This is a genomic window from Paenibacillus sp. HJGM_3 (assembly GCF_045062745.1).
Taxonomy (GTDB): domain Bacteria; phylum Bacillota; class Bacilli; order Paenibacillales; family NBRC-103111; genus Paenibacillus_AA.
On the sequence record NZ_JBJGED010000015.1, the window covers coordinates 1 to 16,204 of the forward strand.

Here is a 16,204-nt window from a genome sequence, read left to right on the forward strand (position 1 = left end):
GACCTGGTACCGGATCATGATGGACGAGCTGTTCCTGCGCTACTCCGTCTCTCCGGACGTGCTGATGGAGATCGACTCGTTCGAAGCGATCATCCGCCTCGTCTCGACGTGCAACGCCGCTACGCTGCTGCCGAAGTCCTACCTGCGCGAGACGCTGCTCGAGAACAGCGGCCTGCTGCTGCGGGAAGTGAACGAGCTGCGCGAGACGGTTCGGACGACGTCGCTCATTTTCGGGGAGCCGTCGTCCTTGAACGCGTCCACGCTGCTGTGGATCGAGAAGGCTCGGCGCTATTATGGGGGGTAGGGGGAATCGTGGCGGCAGCATATTGTGAGGGCACGGCGATGGGCTGGCGGGTGGCAGTTGCAGCAGGGGAAAGGCTGGCGGTGGCGGGACGTTTGCGCTCGTGCCGGGCAGGGCGATGGGCTCCGACCGCTGTTGAAATCGTGACGCTTGGATTGAATAGTTGCTGAGGTGGCGACACGATTTCAAAGGCGGACACTTCGTTTCTCCGCTCCATCCCCCTGCCCTCTTCGGGTGTGCCACGTTTCCTGGGGGAGGAAGGGTAGAAAGAATGGTTACTTGGTGGTGGGCGGAATTTTGGTGCGTGAGGCAGAAATAGGGTGTTAAGCGGAAGCGGTGGGTGGCGCCGTTTGCGCTCGTGCCGGGCAGGGGATGGATTGCGGATGCCGACCCCTGCCCTCTTCGGGTACCACGTCTTGCTTTCCCGGCCATCCTCCTGCCCACTCGGGTGTCGCGCTTCCCGTTTTTACACCCATCCCTAGTCCTCTGCTGCCACGTTTACTGAGGGAGGAAGGTAGGAAAGATTGGTTAGTTTTTGGGCAGCTTAGTCGATGGCGGTAATTGTATGCACAGTCCCTGCCTTTCCGTTCTCTAAGGTAACTTTTCTACTTTACAGCTCCCCCGGCTGCGTTTTCCCGATCTCGAAGGTAACTTTTCTACTCTACAGCTCCTCCGTCCGCCTCATCCCGCTCGTTGCTGCTCATAACCGGCTCAACGCGAACAATCCCCGGGGCTATACGAGGCCCGGGGATTGCAGAAAAAACCATTCCTTATAAATCCAAAATATGCCGTACATCCTGCACGGTCTTGCTGATCGTGAACGGGTCGACGCGCTCCACACCGGTACGCCCGGCGAACTCGGTTGCCTTGGCCGTCGACTTGAACGTCACCTGCACCTCGTACGGCGCTTCGCGGACCAGCGGCTGCCGCCGCTCCTGGCGCAGCGCCTTCGCGACGTCTTCCCGGATGCGGTGAACCGCCTCATCCGGATGCAAGCTCCGGGCGCGGCCGCCCGGGAACCCCCACTTGACGATCGTGCCGGGCAGATCGTCGCCCAACAGGCCGCGCGCCTCCTCGACCGCGGCCCGATCGCCGCTGATGTACGCGACCGGCACCGACTCGCCGCCCGCGATCAGCGACATTTGCCCGATCTCGCCGTATACCTGGCCGTTCACCCGGTACGCTTGCCAGTTCTCCGAGCTCTGTGTGTGCGGCATGACCGCAGCCGGCGTGCCTTCCATGGCATGATACCCCACGAACAGCATCGAGTGAAACGAGCTGTCGAGCGAAGGAAGGATGCTGCGGCTGGAAGCCGGCCGTTCCAGGTAGATGCTCGGATGCAGCTCCTCCCACAGCAAATTGTAGTCCTCGGACCCGTGCCCATCATTCACAACGATCTCGGTAGCCCCAGCCTCAAGCGCTCCCTCAATGGCAGCGTTTACTTCTCGGGCCTGAATCGACCGGTACCGTTCGTAGAACGGATGCCCTTGCTTGACCTGGTTCCAATGGTAGACCAGGCTGATCCCTTCCATGTCGGTCAGTATGTACACCTTCACCTGCCAACACCTCCCGTCTTCACTATAACGTGAAGCCATCGTTTGGTAAACCACTCCGGCGAGACGATAACTTGTCAAAAAATCAACTCTATGTCCGATCCGAACGAAGCGCTAGCAGAAAGTCGTCCAACCCGTAGACGAAGCCGAAAGCGATCGAGACCCGCCACAACGCGATTTCCTTGGCCGTCTCGTTCCGGGCGCTCTCCTTGGTCTCGATTGCGGTCACCGCCTCCCGGATCGCGGAGCACATCAAGCCGCGACGCGCCATATCGAGCATCCCGCCCGAGGAAGTGAGCAGACAGCCGTCGATGGCGAAGCCTGCGTAGACGAGGTGCTCGATGCCATAATGCTCGCATAAGGCGAAGAGCTGCGCCTCGTTCTCGGCGACCGGCTCGTGCGGGAGCGGCTCGGCCTGCGCGTAGAACCGGAACGGCGGTGCAAAGGCGTTCGCTTCCGCGTTGTGCCGGCCCGGGAATACGTGGTCGCGCCGGAACCGCTGCAGGCGGGCGCGCACCGATTCCTCGGGATTCGCTAGCCGAGACTGCGGCTGCGGAGACGCCGGTACGATCGACTGCCGGCGCCGCTCCGTGATCGCCACCGTCTCCTTGTAGCCCGGCAGCTCCTGGTAGTAGCCGCCCGGAAACGGCAGGTGAATTACGCGCAACCCCGCCTCCCGCACGCCCCGCAGCAGAGCAGGGAACACGGTCTCGGCGATGGTATTGGAGCGTGTCAAGTATTCTACCGAGCGATATCGCCCGGGCGCCTGCTCCCGCGTGCCGCAATCAGCCGCGTGCATCACGACGATAGCGGAACGCGCGGTGTCGAAGTCGAGCTCCGCCTTCTCCCAGCCTCCGAAGCCTTCGGCCGGCACCTCCTGCGTGAAATCGGCATCGTGCTGACGGTAATACCCTGTTGGCATGCGAATAATAGACATGGGCCGGACCTCCCGAATGCTAAGATACTCCCATCCTACCTCTCCATGGCCCTCCCTACAAGGGGATATTGTTAACTTGGTACGAGCATCCTTCTAACGCGACACAACCGCTCAACCTCGCGCTCCCGCCTTCTCCTCCAGCCCCAGCTTGCGACCCACGTATGCGGTCGTGCTCGCCTGGACGAGAATCGTGAGCAGGATCGCCAGGAACGTCACCGACGCGATCGCGTCCGTATGTGCGATGCCGAGCCCGGCGACCATGCCCGACAATGCCGCCGGGATTACCCCGGTCTCCCGCACCCAGCACATGAACAGCAGCTCCCGCCAAGTCCATTCGGCTCGCCTGTCCGGAAGCGCGCAGAGGAACACCGTCAGCGGACGCGCGACGAACATGAACACGACCATGACACCCAGGCTCGGCCACAAATACTCGTACACATGGGCGAAGTCGACCTGACTGCCTAGCAGAATGAAAATCAGCATCCGCATCAGCGCCGTCACGTTGTCGGTGAAGTGTGCCATCTCGTGATGCTTGTCCTCCATCCGAAGGCCGAATTGCGAGCTGTTGCCCCAGATGAGCCCGGCAGTGAAGGTGGCCATGAATCCGCTGACGCCTAGCATCTCGCCGAGCAAGTACGCGGCTATGGCGACTGTCAGCATCGCGATCGTCGTATACTCCCGCAGCGTGCCGATCCGGGAATGGGCAACCAAGTATACGGCGATCAACGCCAACGCCACGCCGAGCACGATACCTCCGGCCGCCGAGATGACAAAATCGAGGCTGGCGCCGGCGAATGACACTTCTTCGGTACCCAGGATGTAGGCGATGATCGAGAACGTCAAGATCGAGCCGGTCGCATCGTTGAACGCCGACTCGCTCTCCACCGTCTCGCGGATTTTCTCCCGGATGCGAACTTGCCGGAAGACCGGAATGATCGTAGCCGGATCGGTCGAGCTGATGATCGCGCCGAGCAGCAGCGCATACGGTATAGGCAAGTCCAGGGCATAATGCGCCGTCAAGCCGACGAGCCCGGCCGTGATCAACACGCCGGGCACGCTTAGCAGCGATAGGGTGACCCACACCTTGCGCAGCCCCGACAAGCGGATATTGCGCCCCCCATCGAACAGGATGAGGACCGAGCCCAAGGTGAGGATGAATTGATTGGTGAACGAGGTGGACGGTTCATTCACTAGATGAAAGCCTTGTCCCACGACGATCCCCGCCACCAGGAACATGGCGACATCCGGGATGCGCAGCGCCGAAGCGAGTTTCCCCGACACCATGCCCAGGCCGAAGATCAGCACGAGGAGCAGCAGCACATGCTCGATCACGATTCCTGTATCCTGCTCCATGCAAGCTCAACCCCTTGATCGCAAAATTCCGCTACTTTTTGGCCGTCTCCAGTTCGTTCTCGAACTGTTCGATCTGTTTGTTCGTGCCGATGATGACCATAACGTCCTTCTCGTTCAGCACGTCCGACGCGTTCGGGGCGATGATGACGCCGCCCTTCTTGTTGATTGCCACTACGCTACAGCCGTGTCTGGCGCGAGGATCCAAGTCCTTTAGCGACCGGCCGTTCAAGCACTTCGGCACGGACAGCTCGGCAATCGTATAATCCTTCGACAATTCGATATAATCGAGCAGGTTCGGCGAGGTCAGCTGGTGCGCGACGCGGATACCCATCTCCCGCTCCGGGAAAATGACGCGGTCCACACCGATCCGCTCCAACACTTTGCCGTGCAGGTCGGACAGCGCCTTGGCCACGACCGTCTGCACCCCCAAGTCCTTCAGCAGGATCGTCGTCAGGATGCTGGACTGGATATCGTCGCCGATCGCCACGATAACGCAGTCGAAGTTGCGGATGCCAAGCGCCTTCAGCGTCTCCTCGTCCGTACAGTCGGCGGCCACGACATGCGTCAGCTTATCCGACATTTCGTCTACGACCTCTTCGTTTTTGTCGATCCCCATGACCTCGAAGCCTTGCTGGATCAATTCCGCCCCCACACTGGAGCCGAAGCGGCCGAGCCCGATGACTGCGAATTGTTTTAATTTCATTGTTACTCATTTCCCCTAACCGATAATAATTTTGCCTTCCGGGTGCCGGTACAGCTCTTTCTCCGCCTTAGGTCCAAGCGCATAAGCGAGCGTCAAGGGCCCGAGTCGACCCGCGAACATCGTAAGCATGATCAGTATTTTGCCGAACACCGTCAAGTCGGGCGTAAGTCCCATGGTGAGCCCAACCGTACCGAAGGCGGAAGTTACCTCGAACAATATCATCAGGAAGTTGTGATCCTCCGTGGTAGACAGCACCATCGACACGAACACGAGCAGGGACAACGCAACAATGGTCAACGTGATGGCCTTGTAGATGCGGTCCTTCGCGAGCCGGTAATGGAACAACACGATGTCTTCCTTCCCGCGGATCATGGCGATCACGGCCCCGATCAAGGTAGTGAAGGTCGTCGTCTTGATCCCGCCCCCCGTCGAACCCGGCGATGCACCGATGAACATAAGGATGATCGTGAAAAATTGCGTCGCCTGCCTCATCCCGACAATATCGATCGTATTGGCTCCAGCCGTACGCGGGGTAACCGATTGGAAGAAGGCGCCCCAAATTTTGCCCGTCCAATCCAGCGGACCCAGCGTAGCCGGATTCGTATATTCGAACACATACACGACAATCGCGCCGATCACGATCAGGAACGATGTGGCGGACAGCACGACCTTCGAGTGCAGCGATAGTTTGCGAGTTTTGGGGTACTCAATCGCATCCGAGATGACGATAAACCCGAGCCCGCCCAAAATAATGAGCAGCATCGTCACCAGATTCACGATCGGATCATCCACATACATCGTCAAGCTGCGGAACCCGCCGAAAATATCGAATCCGGCGTTGTTGAACATGGCGACTGCGTGGAAGATCCCGAAGTACACCGCCTTGCCGACACTCATATCGAACGACCAGCGGATCGCATACAGAAGCGCAGCCGTCAATTCGATCGTGAGGGAATACACCAGCACCTTGCGAATGAGACGTACGATGCCCTCCATGCTCCCTTGGTTCATCGCTTCCTGCAGGATAAGCCTTTCCTTCAGGGAGATTCTTTTGCGGAGCACGAGCGCGATCAGCGTCGCCATCGTCATGAAGCCGAGTCCACCGACCTGGATTAGGATCATAATGACAACTTGACCGAATACGCTGAAATAAGTGCCCGTATCCACGACGACGAGTCCCGTCACGCATGTCGCCGATGTAGAAGTGAAGAGGGCATCGATAAAGTCCAGGCCTAGTCCGCTGGAAGAAGATATCGGAAGGGACAGCAAGACCCCGCCTAACAGGATGATCCCCGCAAAACCAAGCGCCAAAATTTGCGGAGGCGTAAGTTGGAGAAACTTTTTCGTTACACTCAAGCTGGGGTCACCTCAATTGTATCCTGGGAAAAACGGGAGGAAGGCAGCAGAAAAAAGGCATCGGAAGCCCAATGCCCTTGCGGTCTGGTTCCCTGTCATAGCCTACGAGGTTAGCTGACGGATTCGGGTGGCAGGCCACCCTATTCGCTGACGATGCCGAGCATCGCTGGCAAAATTCACCCCTACTTAAATGGTTCCCCCGTTTTCCCTTGGAAATTCGGCTTTTTTGTTCAATTGATTCGTATTATAGTCCTCTTCCCAGCGTAGTACAAAGTCTTTTTGGGCCGAAATAGCGCTCGGAAAGCGTTAACACTCAGGAATTGGCGAGGCCAGAGCATTCTTTTCATCGACTAGCCTGAACTATTGAGCGGTTTCTTTCGTTTTAGCCATAATAATAGAGGTGAGGAGGGAAAGTTGGTTTTCCCGGCGAGGTGTGCTAACTTTTAATTACGAATCCCCGACCAAGTTTATCCAAGTTTCAAAATTTTTCGGAAGCGGTCTTAAAAAGGAGCTCTTGTATGCGCATATTCGTAAACCGTTATCGCTGGATCGCTTTGGCTGTGATCGGCCTCGCTCTGTTCGTCGCCACCAATTGGCTGCCTGTCGCTAACGGACGAGACGGCACCAAGCTCTCGGTCGAAACCGACCGCGCTCTGACGAAGCAGGCGGCTGCCGCGGCCGCAGAAGCGTGGGTGAAGCAGCAGACCGGCGGAACTTCCCCTTTCCGTATCGTCGGCCCGGTCTCGTTCCAGGTTGATACCGTGCTGAGCGGCTATTTAACCAAAGAAAAGCTCGCACCGGCTTATGCCGAACGCTACCGGACGCTGTATCCGGTTGAATATTGGCAGGTGGAGATGGAGAATAGCTCCGGCGCTCGTTACTTGGTGGACATCGAGATGGAAAAGGGCGCCGTGGCCGGTTGGCGCAGGCAAGCGGTCGGTTCGGCCCCGGCCAAGGAAGAGGGACAACGGATCGCGGAAACTTATTTGAGGCAAAATGCGTTACTGCCGCAATCATACACCGTGCGAGGGCCGGATTCGAAGCATCCTTACCGCTATGTGTTCACAATCCCGGGAGAGCGCATAGGAGACGCCGTACTGGAGCGCGAGGTGGAAGTGCGCGGACTAGAGGTAACCGCCTACCATGCGGGCTTTCAAGCGCCTGACGCCTACAAGGCTTGGCTGGACCGACAGGAATCGGCCTCCGGCGGCATGTCGCGCTGGAATTTGATCCTGACCGCTATCATGGCGTTAGGCGCGATCTATTATGCGATCCGGCTGCGCAAGGTGACGGCGTTCCGCCGAGGGGTTCTGCTCGCCCTGGTGTTCGTGGGGCTGTACGCCCTGAACAACTGGAACCAGCTGCCGGCGATGCAAGCGCTCGGCTTCTCCGAAAGCCCGGATCCGTTCAGCGGTCATGCGACAGCGATCGCGCTATCGATCATCTCGACCCTGTTCGCGGCTGCCTTGGGCTTGGTTACGTACTTGTCTCTCACCGCAGGGACGACCATGTGGCGGGTGTACGATGGCGCCGCCTGGCCTCGCTGGGGGGAAACCGAGTTCGGCCGGGAGACGCTGCGCTCGATGGGACGCGGCTACGGGCTCGCCTTGTTCATGCTCGGCCTGCAGGGCGTCATGCTGTGGATCGCGCAGGCGGGGTTCGGCATGTGGTCGGTGAACGACCCGAGCAGCTCGTACTACAACTTGCTGCACCCGGGCTTGTTCCCGCTCATGGCCTGGGCTGCGGCGATATCCGAAGAGGCGATCTACCGATTATTCGGCGTCGCCTTCTTCCATCGTCTGATTCGGCATAAGTTCATCGCCGTGCTCGCGCCGAGCCTGATCTGGGCGTTCAACCACACGCTGTATCCGATCTATCCGGTGTATACGCGGCTGATCGAGGTTACGCTGCTTGGGCTCCTGTTCGGCTATGCCATGCTGAAGTACGGCTTCCTGACGGCGCTCTTCGCCCACGCCGTCATTGACAGCACGCTGATGGCGCTGCCGCTCATCGGCGGTTCGGATGCCGGGCTGGCGCTCGCCGGCATCGTCTACCTGGCCTCGCCGGCGCTGGTAGCCGGCGCGATCTGGTGGTGGCACCGTCGTCGCGGCGCCCGGCTCAAGTCGTCGGGGTCGACTCTTCCCCCTGCAACGCCTTCTTGATGTCGACGGCCAGCTTCTCGCCGATTCCGAGCGACCGGAGCTCTTCGATGGTCGCTTCTCCGATTTTTTTGATCGATCCGAAATGCTTGAGCAGCGCCTTGCGCCGCTTCTCGCCTATACCCGGGATCGAATCGAGCCGGGAGGCGACCATGGATTTGGCCCGCGTCTCCCGGTGGAAGGTGATCGCGAAGCGGTGCACCTCGTCCTGGATACGCTGCAGCAAATAAAATTCCTGGCTGTCGCGCGGGAGCGGTATGACTTCCGCCGGATCCCCCATCATGAGCTGCGCCGTCTTGTGCTTCTCGTCCTTCACGAGGCCGCACACCGGGATATAGAGGCCCAGTTCGTTCTCTAGCACGTCCAAGGCGGCCGAGATTTGCCCTCTGCCGCCGTCGACGACGACGAGGTCGGGCAGCGGCAAGCTCTCCTTCAGCACCCGCTCGTAGCGGCGGCGGATCACTTCCCGCATCGTCTCGTAGTCGTCCGGTCCTCGGACGGTTTTCACCTTGAACTTGCGGTATTCCTTGCGGTCCGGCTTGCCGTCGACGAAGACAACCATGGCGGACACCGGATCGGTGCCCTGGATGTTCGAGTTGTCGAACGCCTCGATGCGTCGGATCGCTTCGGTACCGAGCCATTGGCCGAGGTTCTCGACCGCTTTGACCGTCCGGCCTTCATCCCGTTCGATGAGACGGAACTTCTCCTCCAGCCCGACCCGGGCGTTCTCCATCGCCATCCCGACGAGCTGCTTCTTCAGCCCGCGCTGCGGCTGCACCACCTTCACCTTCAGCCAGCTCTCGAGCGCCTCGCGCGCGTCGCGGCTGGCTACGGTGGCGGCGGACGGCGCTTCGGCGGATGCCTCCCCGGCCGCGACGGCGGCAGCAGTATCGACGCCACCGACGTCGGCTACATCCGCTGCGTCGGCCGTGTGGTCGGCGTCGGCCTGTAGGTCGCTCTCCGCCGACTCGGCGGAGATAGCCGCCACCAAGGCCGCCGCCGACACCGACGCTTCCTTCGCGGCGGCAGCTTCTCCAGCCGGCATGCCCTTGTCAGCCGCCGGGGCTTCGATCGTCTCGACCGGCAGGAAAATCTCCCGCGGCAACGCCGGGTTGTCGCCGTAATATTGCGTGACGAACGAGATGAAGTCGTCGTACGCGTCGCTATAGTACGGGAACGTCGACGTCTTCCGTTCGATCAGCTTACCCTGACGGATGTACAAAATCTGCACGCACATCCAGCCCTTGTCCACCGCGTAGCCGAATACGTCCCGGTCGGTCCGGTCGGCCATCGTGATTTTCTGCTTCTCCATCAGGGCGTCGATGCTGTGAATGAGGTCGCGCAGCTCTTTCGCCCGTTCGAAGTTCAGCTCCTCGGCCGCGGTCTGCATTTTTTCGGTCAACTCATCCTTAATCTGCTCATGCCCGCCGTTCAGGAATTTCGTAATCTGCTGGACGAGCTTATCGTTCTCCGCTTGGGACACATCGAACTCGCACGGTGCGAGACATTGCCCCAGGTGATAATACAGGCATACCCGTTCCGGCAGTGTCTTGCACTTGCGCAGCGGGAACATTCGGTCGAGCAGCTTTTTCGTCTCTTGCGCCGCGAACGCGTTCGGATAAGGGCCGAAATATTTGCCTTTATCCTTCAACACCTTCCTAGTAACCTCTAATCTCGGATGCGTCTCATTCGTAATTTTGATATACGGAAACGTCTTGTCGTCCTTCAGGAGCACGTTATAGCGGGGCTGATGCTGCTTGATCAAGTTCAGCTCCAGAATGAGCGCTTCCACGTTGCTCGACGTCACGATATATTCGAAATCGCATATGTCCGCGACCAGCCGCTGCGTCTTGGCGTCGTGGCTGCCCATGAAGTAGGACCGCACGCGGTTCTTCAGCACTTTCGCCTTGCCGACGTAGATGATGACGCCGTCCTTGTTCTTCATGAGATAACAGCCCGGCTGCGCCGGCAGGAGCGCCAGCTTGTTGCGGATTGCGGTCTGCACCGCCTTGCGGTCGTCCTTCACTTACGTTCCCCTCCACCAAGAAATAAAAGGCTCTTTTTCAGCTAGCCGAAAAAGAGCCTTCTCTTTGCTCCCAGCCCCCATGAGGACCAAGCTTACATATGGCGGCCTACCACGCTCTTCAGCGCGTCCTTCGGCTTGAAGCCCACCACTTTGTCAACCGGCTGCCCATCCTTGAACACGATCAAGGTAGGAATGCTCATTACGCCGAAGCGAGCGGCCGATTCCGGGTTGTCATCGACGTTTACTTTCGCGATTTTGAGCTGGCTGCCGATTTCCTGGTCGAGCTCTTCCAGTACCGGAGCGATCATTTTGCAAGGGCCGCACCAAGGGGCCCAAAAATCTACAAGGACGGTTCCGCCGCCTTCAACTTCGGATTTGAACGATTGGTCAGATACGCTGACGATTGCCATATTGGATGTCCTCCTTAAGCGCTTTGGGTAAATGCCAAGTCCGACTTATAAAATGTAAGTACGGGTATGCTGTAATATTAATCAATTTTGGTCAACATGTAAAGTGTGCCTCAACTCGAGGTTGATCATGAGCCCGGGCGGCTGTATAATTCAGGGTGCATGAGGGGATGTATGAAGGTGCATACTAGGAAAAGTTAGCGATCGGTATCGAGAAAGTTCTGCAATTGTTGCACAATTGTCACTTTCTTGAGCTTTACAAGGCAGGCGCACCTTGGGTATACTGAACGCATAAGGAAAAGGGTGTAGGAGGCATACTTGTATGAATGACCCCAGACTTCACGTCAACGAAGAACCTAGCAACGATTTCCTGGATGTAGGCATCGGGCTGGGTGTGACCTTCGGATTTTTCTTTTTAATGGCGCTTGCGGCTACGATTATTAAGCTGTACATATAAGAGCCGACTCTCGACGAACAGAACAGACAGGGCCACCCTCGGGTGGCTCTTTTTGTGTTGGCTGGTGGCCCAGCTCCCCCGATAGAACCCAAAAAACGAAGCCACCCGCTCGGATGGCTCCTCCATGTCGTAACATATGTAAGACCGATTAATGGTCCCCGTGGTTGCCTTGGCTAGGATTGAAGATCATGAAGCCCTCTTCCTTGCCGTACAAGTAATCGATCTTCACACCGTCGAGCAGCGGCTCGTCCTTCGCGACGATCACGTCGATGCCTTTGTCGGTGGACACGACTTCGTCGCCTTCCCCCGGCTGGTCCAGATCGAGGCCATAGTGGGCATGATCGCCATGCTTGTGGGTGACCAGCACGCGAAGCTTCAGGTCCTTATTCTCTTCCTTCTCCAGCTCCTGCAGCAAGACTTTAGCGGCGTTGCGCGTAATTTTTACGTCCATCCCGAACATCTCCTTTGGATCCCTCATAATTAAGTGACGCACTCGTAGGGCTTGGCTACCCTGTGGCACCTTCATTGTAAGGGAAGCGAAGCCTGAACGCAACCTGAACGCAACCGCAGAACGGGCCGACACAGCGCGAAAAACGTCTACAGCGTTTTTCCCGCTCCCCGCTTGTTGTAGCCACCCACCGTGATGACGCTCACGAACGGACGAATCCGGTCCATAATACGCTGCCCCTTGAACTCCTCCTCGCCGTCGCGGCTCGTGAAGCTGAAGTGCTGCTCGAGCGCGTCCAGCTCATAGTTGGACGTGAAGAACGTCGGCTTCCGGTTCATCCGGTAGTTGAGGATCGCGCCCATCACATGGTCTCGCGCCCAAGGGTTCAAGTTCTCCGCCCCGATGTCGTCGAACACGAGCAGATCGGTCTCCTTCATCAGCTCGACCGTCTCCTTGAGCCGCTGCGGCTCGGCGATCATCGCCTTCAGGTCCTCTACGAAATCCGGCATGTACACGATCACCCCGGTCAAGCCTTGCTGGGCCAGCTGATGCAGCATGTAGCACATGAGGAACGTCTTGCCCGTCCCGAACTTCCCTACGAGGTACAGCCCTTCGCGCTGCAGCCCGTCCTCCTTCGTCCGGTCGATGTAATCCTGCAGCTGGCTTACGGCCTGCGCCCGCTCCAGGTCCATGAGCAAGATATCCTCGCTCGAATATCCGTCCTCCAGCGCCTTATCGTCAATGTAAAAGCTGCGGATGCGGCTCCGGATCGCCTGCCGCGTGCTCTCGGAGAGCTGCTTTTTGCAGGCCACTTTGTAATCGTGGATGTACGTGTGCCCGGCGTTCTCCTCCACGGCGAGCCGGGTGTAATGCCCTTGGAAGTCGTTCGGGCACTTGTCTAGCCCCGGGCAATTCGAGCAGTTGCGGTACTCGGTCACGTATTGGTACAACCGATTCATATGAATTTTTAGCGTAGGCTCGTCCAGCTCGGGATGCTTCGCCCGCAGCTTGGCGATAAGCGGATCGGAGAGCAGCTCCTGGATCGTCTTCTCCGCCTTCTGCATGAAGGTCATGTCCGGCAGACCCGACAACAACCGCGATAATGATTCCACTGTCCCTCTCCTCTCCTTACTTCAGCTTGCCGTCCAGCTTGCGGGCCTTCTGGCGCATCGCCTCCAGCTGCTCGCTCGTTAGCGGAGCGCCGGCGGGCACATCGGTGATGATCGAAATTTTCGGCTTGTTCGACCGGCCGCCCGAGGAGACGCGCCCCCCGCGTGAACCGCCTGCGCCTGCCCCTGCCAAGGACGCCCCCGATCCGGCGGATCTCCGCCCTTCGGCATAGCTCGCCCGCTTGAGCGTCTGCTCCCGGATGTAATCGACCGCCTGTTCGTAGGTGCCCACACCCTTGGCCAGCATATTGGAGGCGACCGAGTCTATGTACCCTTTGGTCCACGAGGATTCCTTGTACACATGCAGATGATGGATCATAACGTTGATCACTTCGTCCGGCAGCTTGTAATTGATGTCGATCTTCTCGAAAATGTCCGACACGGTCTTCGGCACCGTGCCCTTCGGGAAAAACCGTCGCAACATAACCGTATACGGCTCGTTGCGCAGCAGCGCGTTATATTGGTGGATATCGCACTGGCCCGCGAACAGCGCGGGAAGCTCGAGATAATAGCTCATCTCGACCGTCTTCTCCTCGTTCCCTTCCCACTCCGCGTCATCGGACGACGACCCGGCCGAGGTATCCGCCAAGTTAGGGCTCACAGCCTTCGCCGCGGCCTTGGTTGAACTCGGTCCGCCGGCTCCCGCTCCAGCTCCGCCCGTCTGCGACACAGCCTTCGTGATGTGCCGCTCGCGCTCCTCATCGCGCTTGCGCCCCTGACGGTAGTACAAGTTCGCCTTGTACTGCAGCATCTCCACCTGCAGCTCGCCGTCCTCCGCGAACATGCCGTCCTCGTCGAGCAGTCGGCACGTCTCGAGCAGCGTCAGGGCGTACTTGCGCGCGGTCATATTGATCGCGATCATCTGCTGCGGCTCGTACCGGAGCGCCTCGACGAACGCCCGGTTCGCCGATTCGCGAGGGAAGCGGGTGATCAGGTCGGTATAGTGGAACGCCTTGCTCGTCACATCGAGCCCCGCGGTCCGCTCCCGCGCCGGGGCGGTCTCATAGAGCGCCTGCTCCAGCTCGAAGTCGATCACCTGCGTGTTCAGTTGGAACAAATCGTAGAACGGCACGGAGATGTTCTCCGACACGGCCTCCGCCTCGGACAGCTCCTCCGGTTCGGGACTGAGGAACGATTCCCGGATTTGCAGCACCGCATACTTGCCCACCTTGTCCCGCAGCAGCATAACCAAGTGCTGGTTCTTGAAAAATTCGTCCGGCACAAGCGGCGCCAGCAATTGATATTCGTAAAGGTAGTCTTCGAGGGACGGGAGATACTTGCGAGTCGTCTGAAGCAAGCCGACCGCCTCGAGCCGAGACGTCATCTCGACGAACAGCTTCCGCCCGCGCTCACCGGGCTCCAGGTCCAACGCGAGGAACAGCTTCCTCTGCTGCTCGAGCTCGGAGTATCCGGTCCGGTCAGCGGGAAGCTGTGCGGAGAGCGTCTGATAGATGCCGATCGCATACGCCCCGACCATCGGCTGATAGATCGACGCGAGCATCTTATGCTCCATGACGCCGAGGGCGAAATCCCGGTATACATAGAAGCGATGGTGCTCCGTAAAGTGGTGCATATTGGCGATTCTCATATCCATTAACCCCGTAAAATTGAATGGGTCCTTTCTCGACAAAGGTCGTCAGCTATCTTCATTCTATCACAAAACCCGACGCCCGGAGAAAAGGAATCTATTAGGCTTCCAGCTGTTTGATAATGTCGCGCAGCCGGTCGGAGAGACGGTGCAGATCGGCTGAAATGTCGGCGATTTGCGTCAGCGCCGCCGACTGCTCGGCGATCGCCGAGTCCGCTTGCCGGCACCATGCCGAGAAGCGGCGGGCGGTCACGGCGATCTCCTGCGCCGCCGCGGCCGACTGCTGCGAGCCGGCCGTCACTCGCTCGGCGGACGCCGAAATATCTTCGATCTGCGCGGCAATCGACTTCGTAGAGTCGAGGATCGCTTGGAATGTGCGCCCTGTCGCCAGCACGAGCTGCATCCCGCGCTCCAGCTCTTCGCGAGCCGCACCGACGGCCGACGACGCCTGCTGCGCTTCCCGGCCCATCGACGCGACCCGGCGGGCGATCTGTTCGGCGAAATTCGCCGACTTCTTCGCGAGCCGGTGCATCTCCACGGCGACCGCGCCGGAGCCTCGGCCTTGCTCGCCGGCCCTTGCCGCTTCGATCGAAGCGTTCAGAGCGAGCAGGTGCGCCTGGTCGGCGAGGTCGCGGGTCAGCTTCACGAGCGCCGCGGTCTCCGCCGAGGAGCGAATGAGCTCCCCGGTAACCGACTCCGACCGCTGCATCGCCTCCGCCAGCGCCTCTAACTGCCGGCTCAGCTGCGCAATCGCGACCTTCCCTGCGTCGGCGTTCCGAGTGGCGGCGATCGTGCCCTCCAGCACCGTTATGCACGCGTCCGCCAATCGGGTGATGTCCGCCGACACTTGCTCGAGATGCGACTTCACCGCCTGCGTCTTCTCCACGTGGGAAGCCGAATCGTCCACTACCGAACCCAGTCGGACCGCGAGGTCCCGGTTCGTCCCGATCGTCATCGAGCTAGCCTGCAGCAAGCTCTCGGATGCCGCGAGCAGCTCGTACAGGGCCGACGACAGCTTGAAGCGGACGTCCCGCGCGTTGTCTTCCCGAAGCCTCGCCTGCTCGTCGGCCTCTTCCTGCCGATGTCGGCGGTTGGTCGCGAGCAGCCATGAGATCGCGGAGGCGGTTAATACAAGCAACATCGTTTGGACGATGACCATTATTAACGGATACTGAGCTTCCCCGTACACCAGCTCCGGCCATAATGCAGATCCGAGACCAAGCTGCAAGGCGAACAAGCCGGTCATGAGCCAGAGGAGCGATGGCCTCTCATAAAAGCTGACGACGGCCATGACAATGTAAAGAGAGCCGTGCAGCTCGATCCGTCCCCCGCTGCTGGCGATCAGGACGAGGCTGCCGAAGGTCAGGGCCAAGACGGCGAGAAGAGGAATCGCCCGATGAGCCCGCTGCACGGCAAACAGCCGGACTCCAGCTGCCAACAGAGCGGCCGGCACCGCGGCTAGCCCGACCAGCCAGGAACCATAGACGGCCATCACCTCGCGGAGCGGGACTCCGGCCTCTGCCCGGGCTCCCTCCCAATCCGGCCAGAGCAGTCCTGTCCCCAGAACGGCAGCCGTAAGCGCCACGCACCCCAGCGCCGCGATCAGCATCCAACCGTTCCTACGCTCGATCATCGACCATTCCCCCTCCGCCATACCCAACCCTATGGTTGTACAATATGCGGAACAGCGGGAGATCGTGTGGACAGGCCGCTTAGTCACCCCACAAAGTGACGTGGACCTTTTATA

General features: G+C 59.4%; 14 protein-coding genes and 1 riboswitch. Of the genes, 3 read left to right on the forward strand and 11 right to left on the reverse strand.

Annotated features, from left to right (window positions below):
- Positions 1 to 304 (forward strand): LysR substrate-binding domain-containing protein (locus ACI5FR_RS17165; protein ID WP_405456442.1); only part of this gene is annotated, 304 nt, incomplete at its 5' end.
- Positions 305 to 1,071: 767 nt separating this feature from the next.
- Here ACI5FR_RS17165 and ACI5FR_RS17170 read toward each other — a convergent pair.
- The 5 genes from ACI5FR_RS17170 to ACI5FR_RS17190 form a co-directional block, all read right to left on the reverse strand.
- Positions 1,072 to 1,857 (reverse strand): M55 family metallopeptidase, encoded by a 786-nt coding sequence (locus ACI5FR_RS17170; RefSeq protein ID WP_405456445.1) that lies wholly within the window; start codon positions 1,855 to 1,857, stop codon positions 1,072 to 1,074.
- 88 nt (positions 1,858 to 1,945) lie between these two features.
- Positions 1,946 to 2,791, reverse strand: a complete 846-nt coding sequence (locus tag ACI5FR_RS17175) for a hypothetical protein (protein ID WP_405456447.1) — start codon at positions 2,789 to 2,791, stop codon at positions 1,946 to 1,948.
- Positions 2,792 to 2,902: 111 nt separating this feature from the next.
- Positions 2,903 to 4,144: a cation:proton antiporter gene (locus ACI5FR_RS17180; protein WP_405456449.1), complete on the reverse strand. Its 1,242-nt coding sequence runs from the start codon at positions 4,142 to 4,144 to the stop codon at positions 2,903 to 2,905.
- 31 nt (positions 4,145 to 4,175) lie between these two features.
- On the reverse strand, positions 4,176 to 4,847 hold the full coding sequence (locus ACI5FR_RS17185) for a potassium channel family protein (RefSeq protein ID WP_405456452.1): 672 nt from the start codon (positions 4,845 to 4,847) through the stop codon (positions 4,176 to 4,178).
- A 15-nt stretch (positions 4,848 to 4,862) separates the two neighbouring features.
- Positions 4,863 to 6,203, reverse strand: a complete 1,341-nt coding sequence (locus ACI5FR_RS17190) for a TrkH family potassium uptake protein (protein ID WP_405456454.1) — start codon at positions 6,201 to 6,203, stop codon at positions 4,863 to 4,865.
- An 85-nt stretch (positions 6,204 to 6,288) separates the two neighbouring features.
- Positions 6,289 to 6,436: riboswitch (cyclic di-AMP (ydaO/yuaA leader) on the reverse strand.
- Between the two features lie 285 nt (positions 6,437 to 6,721).
- Here ACI5FR_RS17190 and ACI5FR_RS17195 point away from each other — a divergent pair.
- A complete protein-coding gene (locus ACI5FR_RS17195; RefSeq protein ID WP_405456455.1) occupies positions 6,722 to 8,365 on the forward strand; it encodes a CPBP family intramembrane glutamic endopeptidase in 1,644 nt (547 codons plus the stop codon).
- Here the strand turns inward: ACI5FR_RS17195 and uvrC are convergent.
- Complete coding sequence (uvrC, locus tag ACI5FR_RS17200) at positions 8,322 to 10,388, reverse strand: excinuclease ABC subunit UvrC (protein WP_405456457.1); 2,067 nt, start codon at positions 10,386 to 10,388, stop codon at positions 8,322 to 8,324. The genes ACI5FR_RS17195 and uvrC overlap by 44 nt on opposite strands.
- Positions 10,389 to 10,480: 92 nt before the next feature.
- Positions 10,481 to 10,831 (reverse strand): thioredoxin, encoded by a 351-nt coding sequence (gene trxA, locus ACI5FR_RS17205; protein WP_405456711.1) that lies wholly within the window; start codon positions 10,829 to 10,831, stop codon positions 10,481 to 10,483.
- A 286-nt stretch (positions 10,832 to 11,117) separates the two neighbouring features.
- Here trxA and ACI5FR_RS17210 point away from each other — a divergent pair, with 286 nt between their 5' ends.
- A complete protein-coding gene (locus ACI5FR_RS17210) occupies positions 11,118 to 11,252 on the forward strand; it encodes a YqzM family protein (RefSeq protein WP_405456460.1) in 135 nt (44 codons plus the stop codon).
- 148 nt (positions 11,253 to 11,400) lie between these two features.
- On the opposite strand, the gene ACI5FR_RS17215 is transcribed toward ACI5FR_RS17210, so the two are convergent.
- The 4 genes from ACI5FR_RS17215 to ACI5FR_RS17230 all read right to left on the reverse strand — a co-directional run bounded on the left by ACI5FR_RS17215 (position 11,401) and on the right by ACI5FR_RS17230 (position 16,090).
- Entirely contained in the window at positions 11,401 to 11,703 is a 303-nt protein-coding gene (locus ACI5FR_RS17215; RefSeq protein WP_405456462.1) for a HesB/IscA family protein, read from the reverse strand.
- 146 nt (positions 11,704 to 11,849) lie between these two features.
- Positions 11,850 to 12,812: a primosomal protein DnaI gene (gene dnaI, locus ACI5FR_RS17220; RefSeq protein WP_405456464.1), complete on the reverse strand. Its 963-nt coding sequence runs from the start codon at positions 12,810 to 12,812 to the stop codon at positions 11,850 to 11,852.
- Positions 12,813 to 12,828: 16 nt separating this feature from the next.
- Positions 12,829 to 14,457, reverse strand: coding sequence for a DnaD domain protein (locus tag ACI5FR_RS17225; protein ID WP_405456466.1), 1,629 nt, complete (start codon positions 14,455 to 14,457; stop codon positions 12,829 to 12,831).
- Between the two features lie 100 nt (positions 14,458 to 14,557).
- Complete coding sequence (locus ACI5FR_RS17230) at positions 14,558 to 16,090, reverse strand: methyl-accepting chemotaxis protein (RefSeq protein ID WP_405456469.1); 1,533 nt, start codon at positions 16,088 to 16,090, stop codon at positions 14,558 to 14,560.
- Between the last annotated feature and the right edge of the window lie 114 nt (positions 16,091 to 16,204).

Excerpts from the sequence above, each read along its gene's own strand:
- ACI5FR_RS17175 (WP_405456447.1), bottom strand. The coding sequence starts at position 2,791 with ATGTCTATTATTCGCATGCCAACAGGGTATTACCGTCAGCACGATGCC.
- ACI5FR_RS17180 (WP_405456449.1), bottom strand. The coding sequence starts at position 4,144 with ATGGAGCAGGATACAGGAATCGTGATCGAGCATGTGCTGCTGCTCCTC.
- ACI5FR_RS17185 (WP_405456452.1), bottom strand. The coding sequence starts at position 4,847 with ATGAAATTAAAACAATTCGCAGTCATCGGGCTCGGCCGCTTCGGCTCC.
- ACI5FR_RS17195 (WP_405456455.1), top strand. The coding sequence starts at position 6,722 with ATGCGCATATTCGTAAACCGTTATCGCTGGATCGCTTTGGCTGTGATC.
- ACI5FR_RS17210 (WP_405456460.1), top strand. The coding sequence starts at position 11,118 with ATGAATGACCCCAGACTTCACGTCAACGAAGAACCTAGCAACGATTTC.
- ACI5FR_RS17215 (WP_405456462.1), bottom strand. The coding sequence starts at position 11,703 with ATGGACGTAAAAATTACGCGCAACGCCGCTAAAGTCTTGCTGCAGGAG.
- ACI5FR_RS17225 (WP_405456466.1), bottom strand. The coding sequence starts at position 14,457 with ATGAGAATCGCCAATATGCACCACTTTACGGAGCACCATCGCTTCTAT.
- ACI5FR_RS17230 (WP_405456469.1), bottom strand. The coding sequence starts at position 16,090 with ATGATCGAGCGTAGGAACGGTTGGATGCTGATCGCGGCGCTGGGGTGC.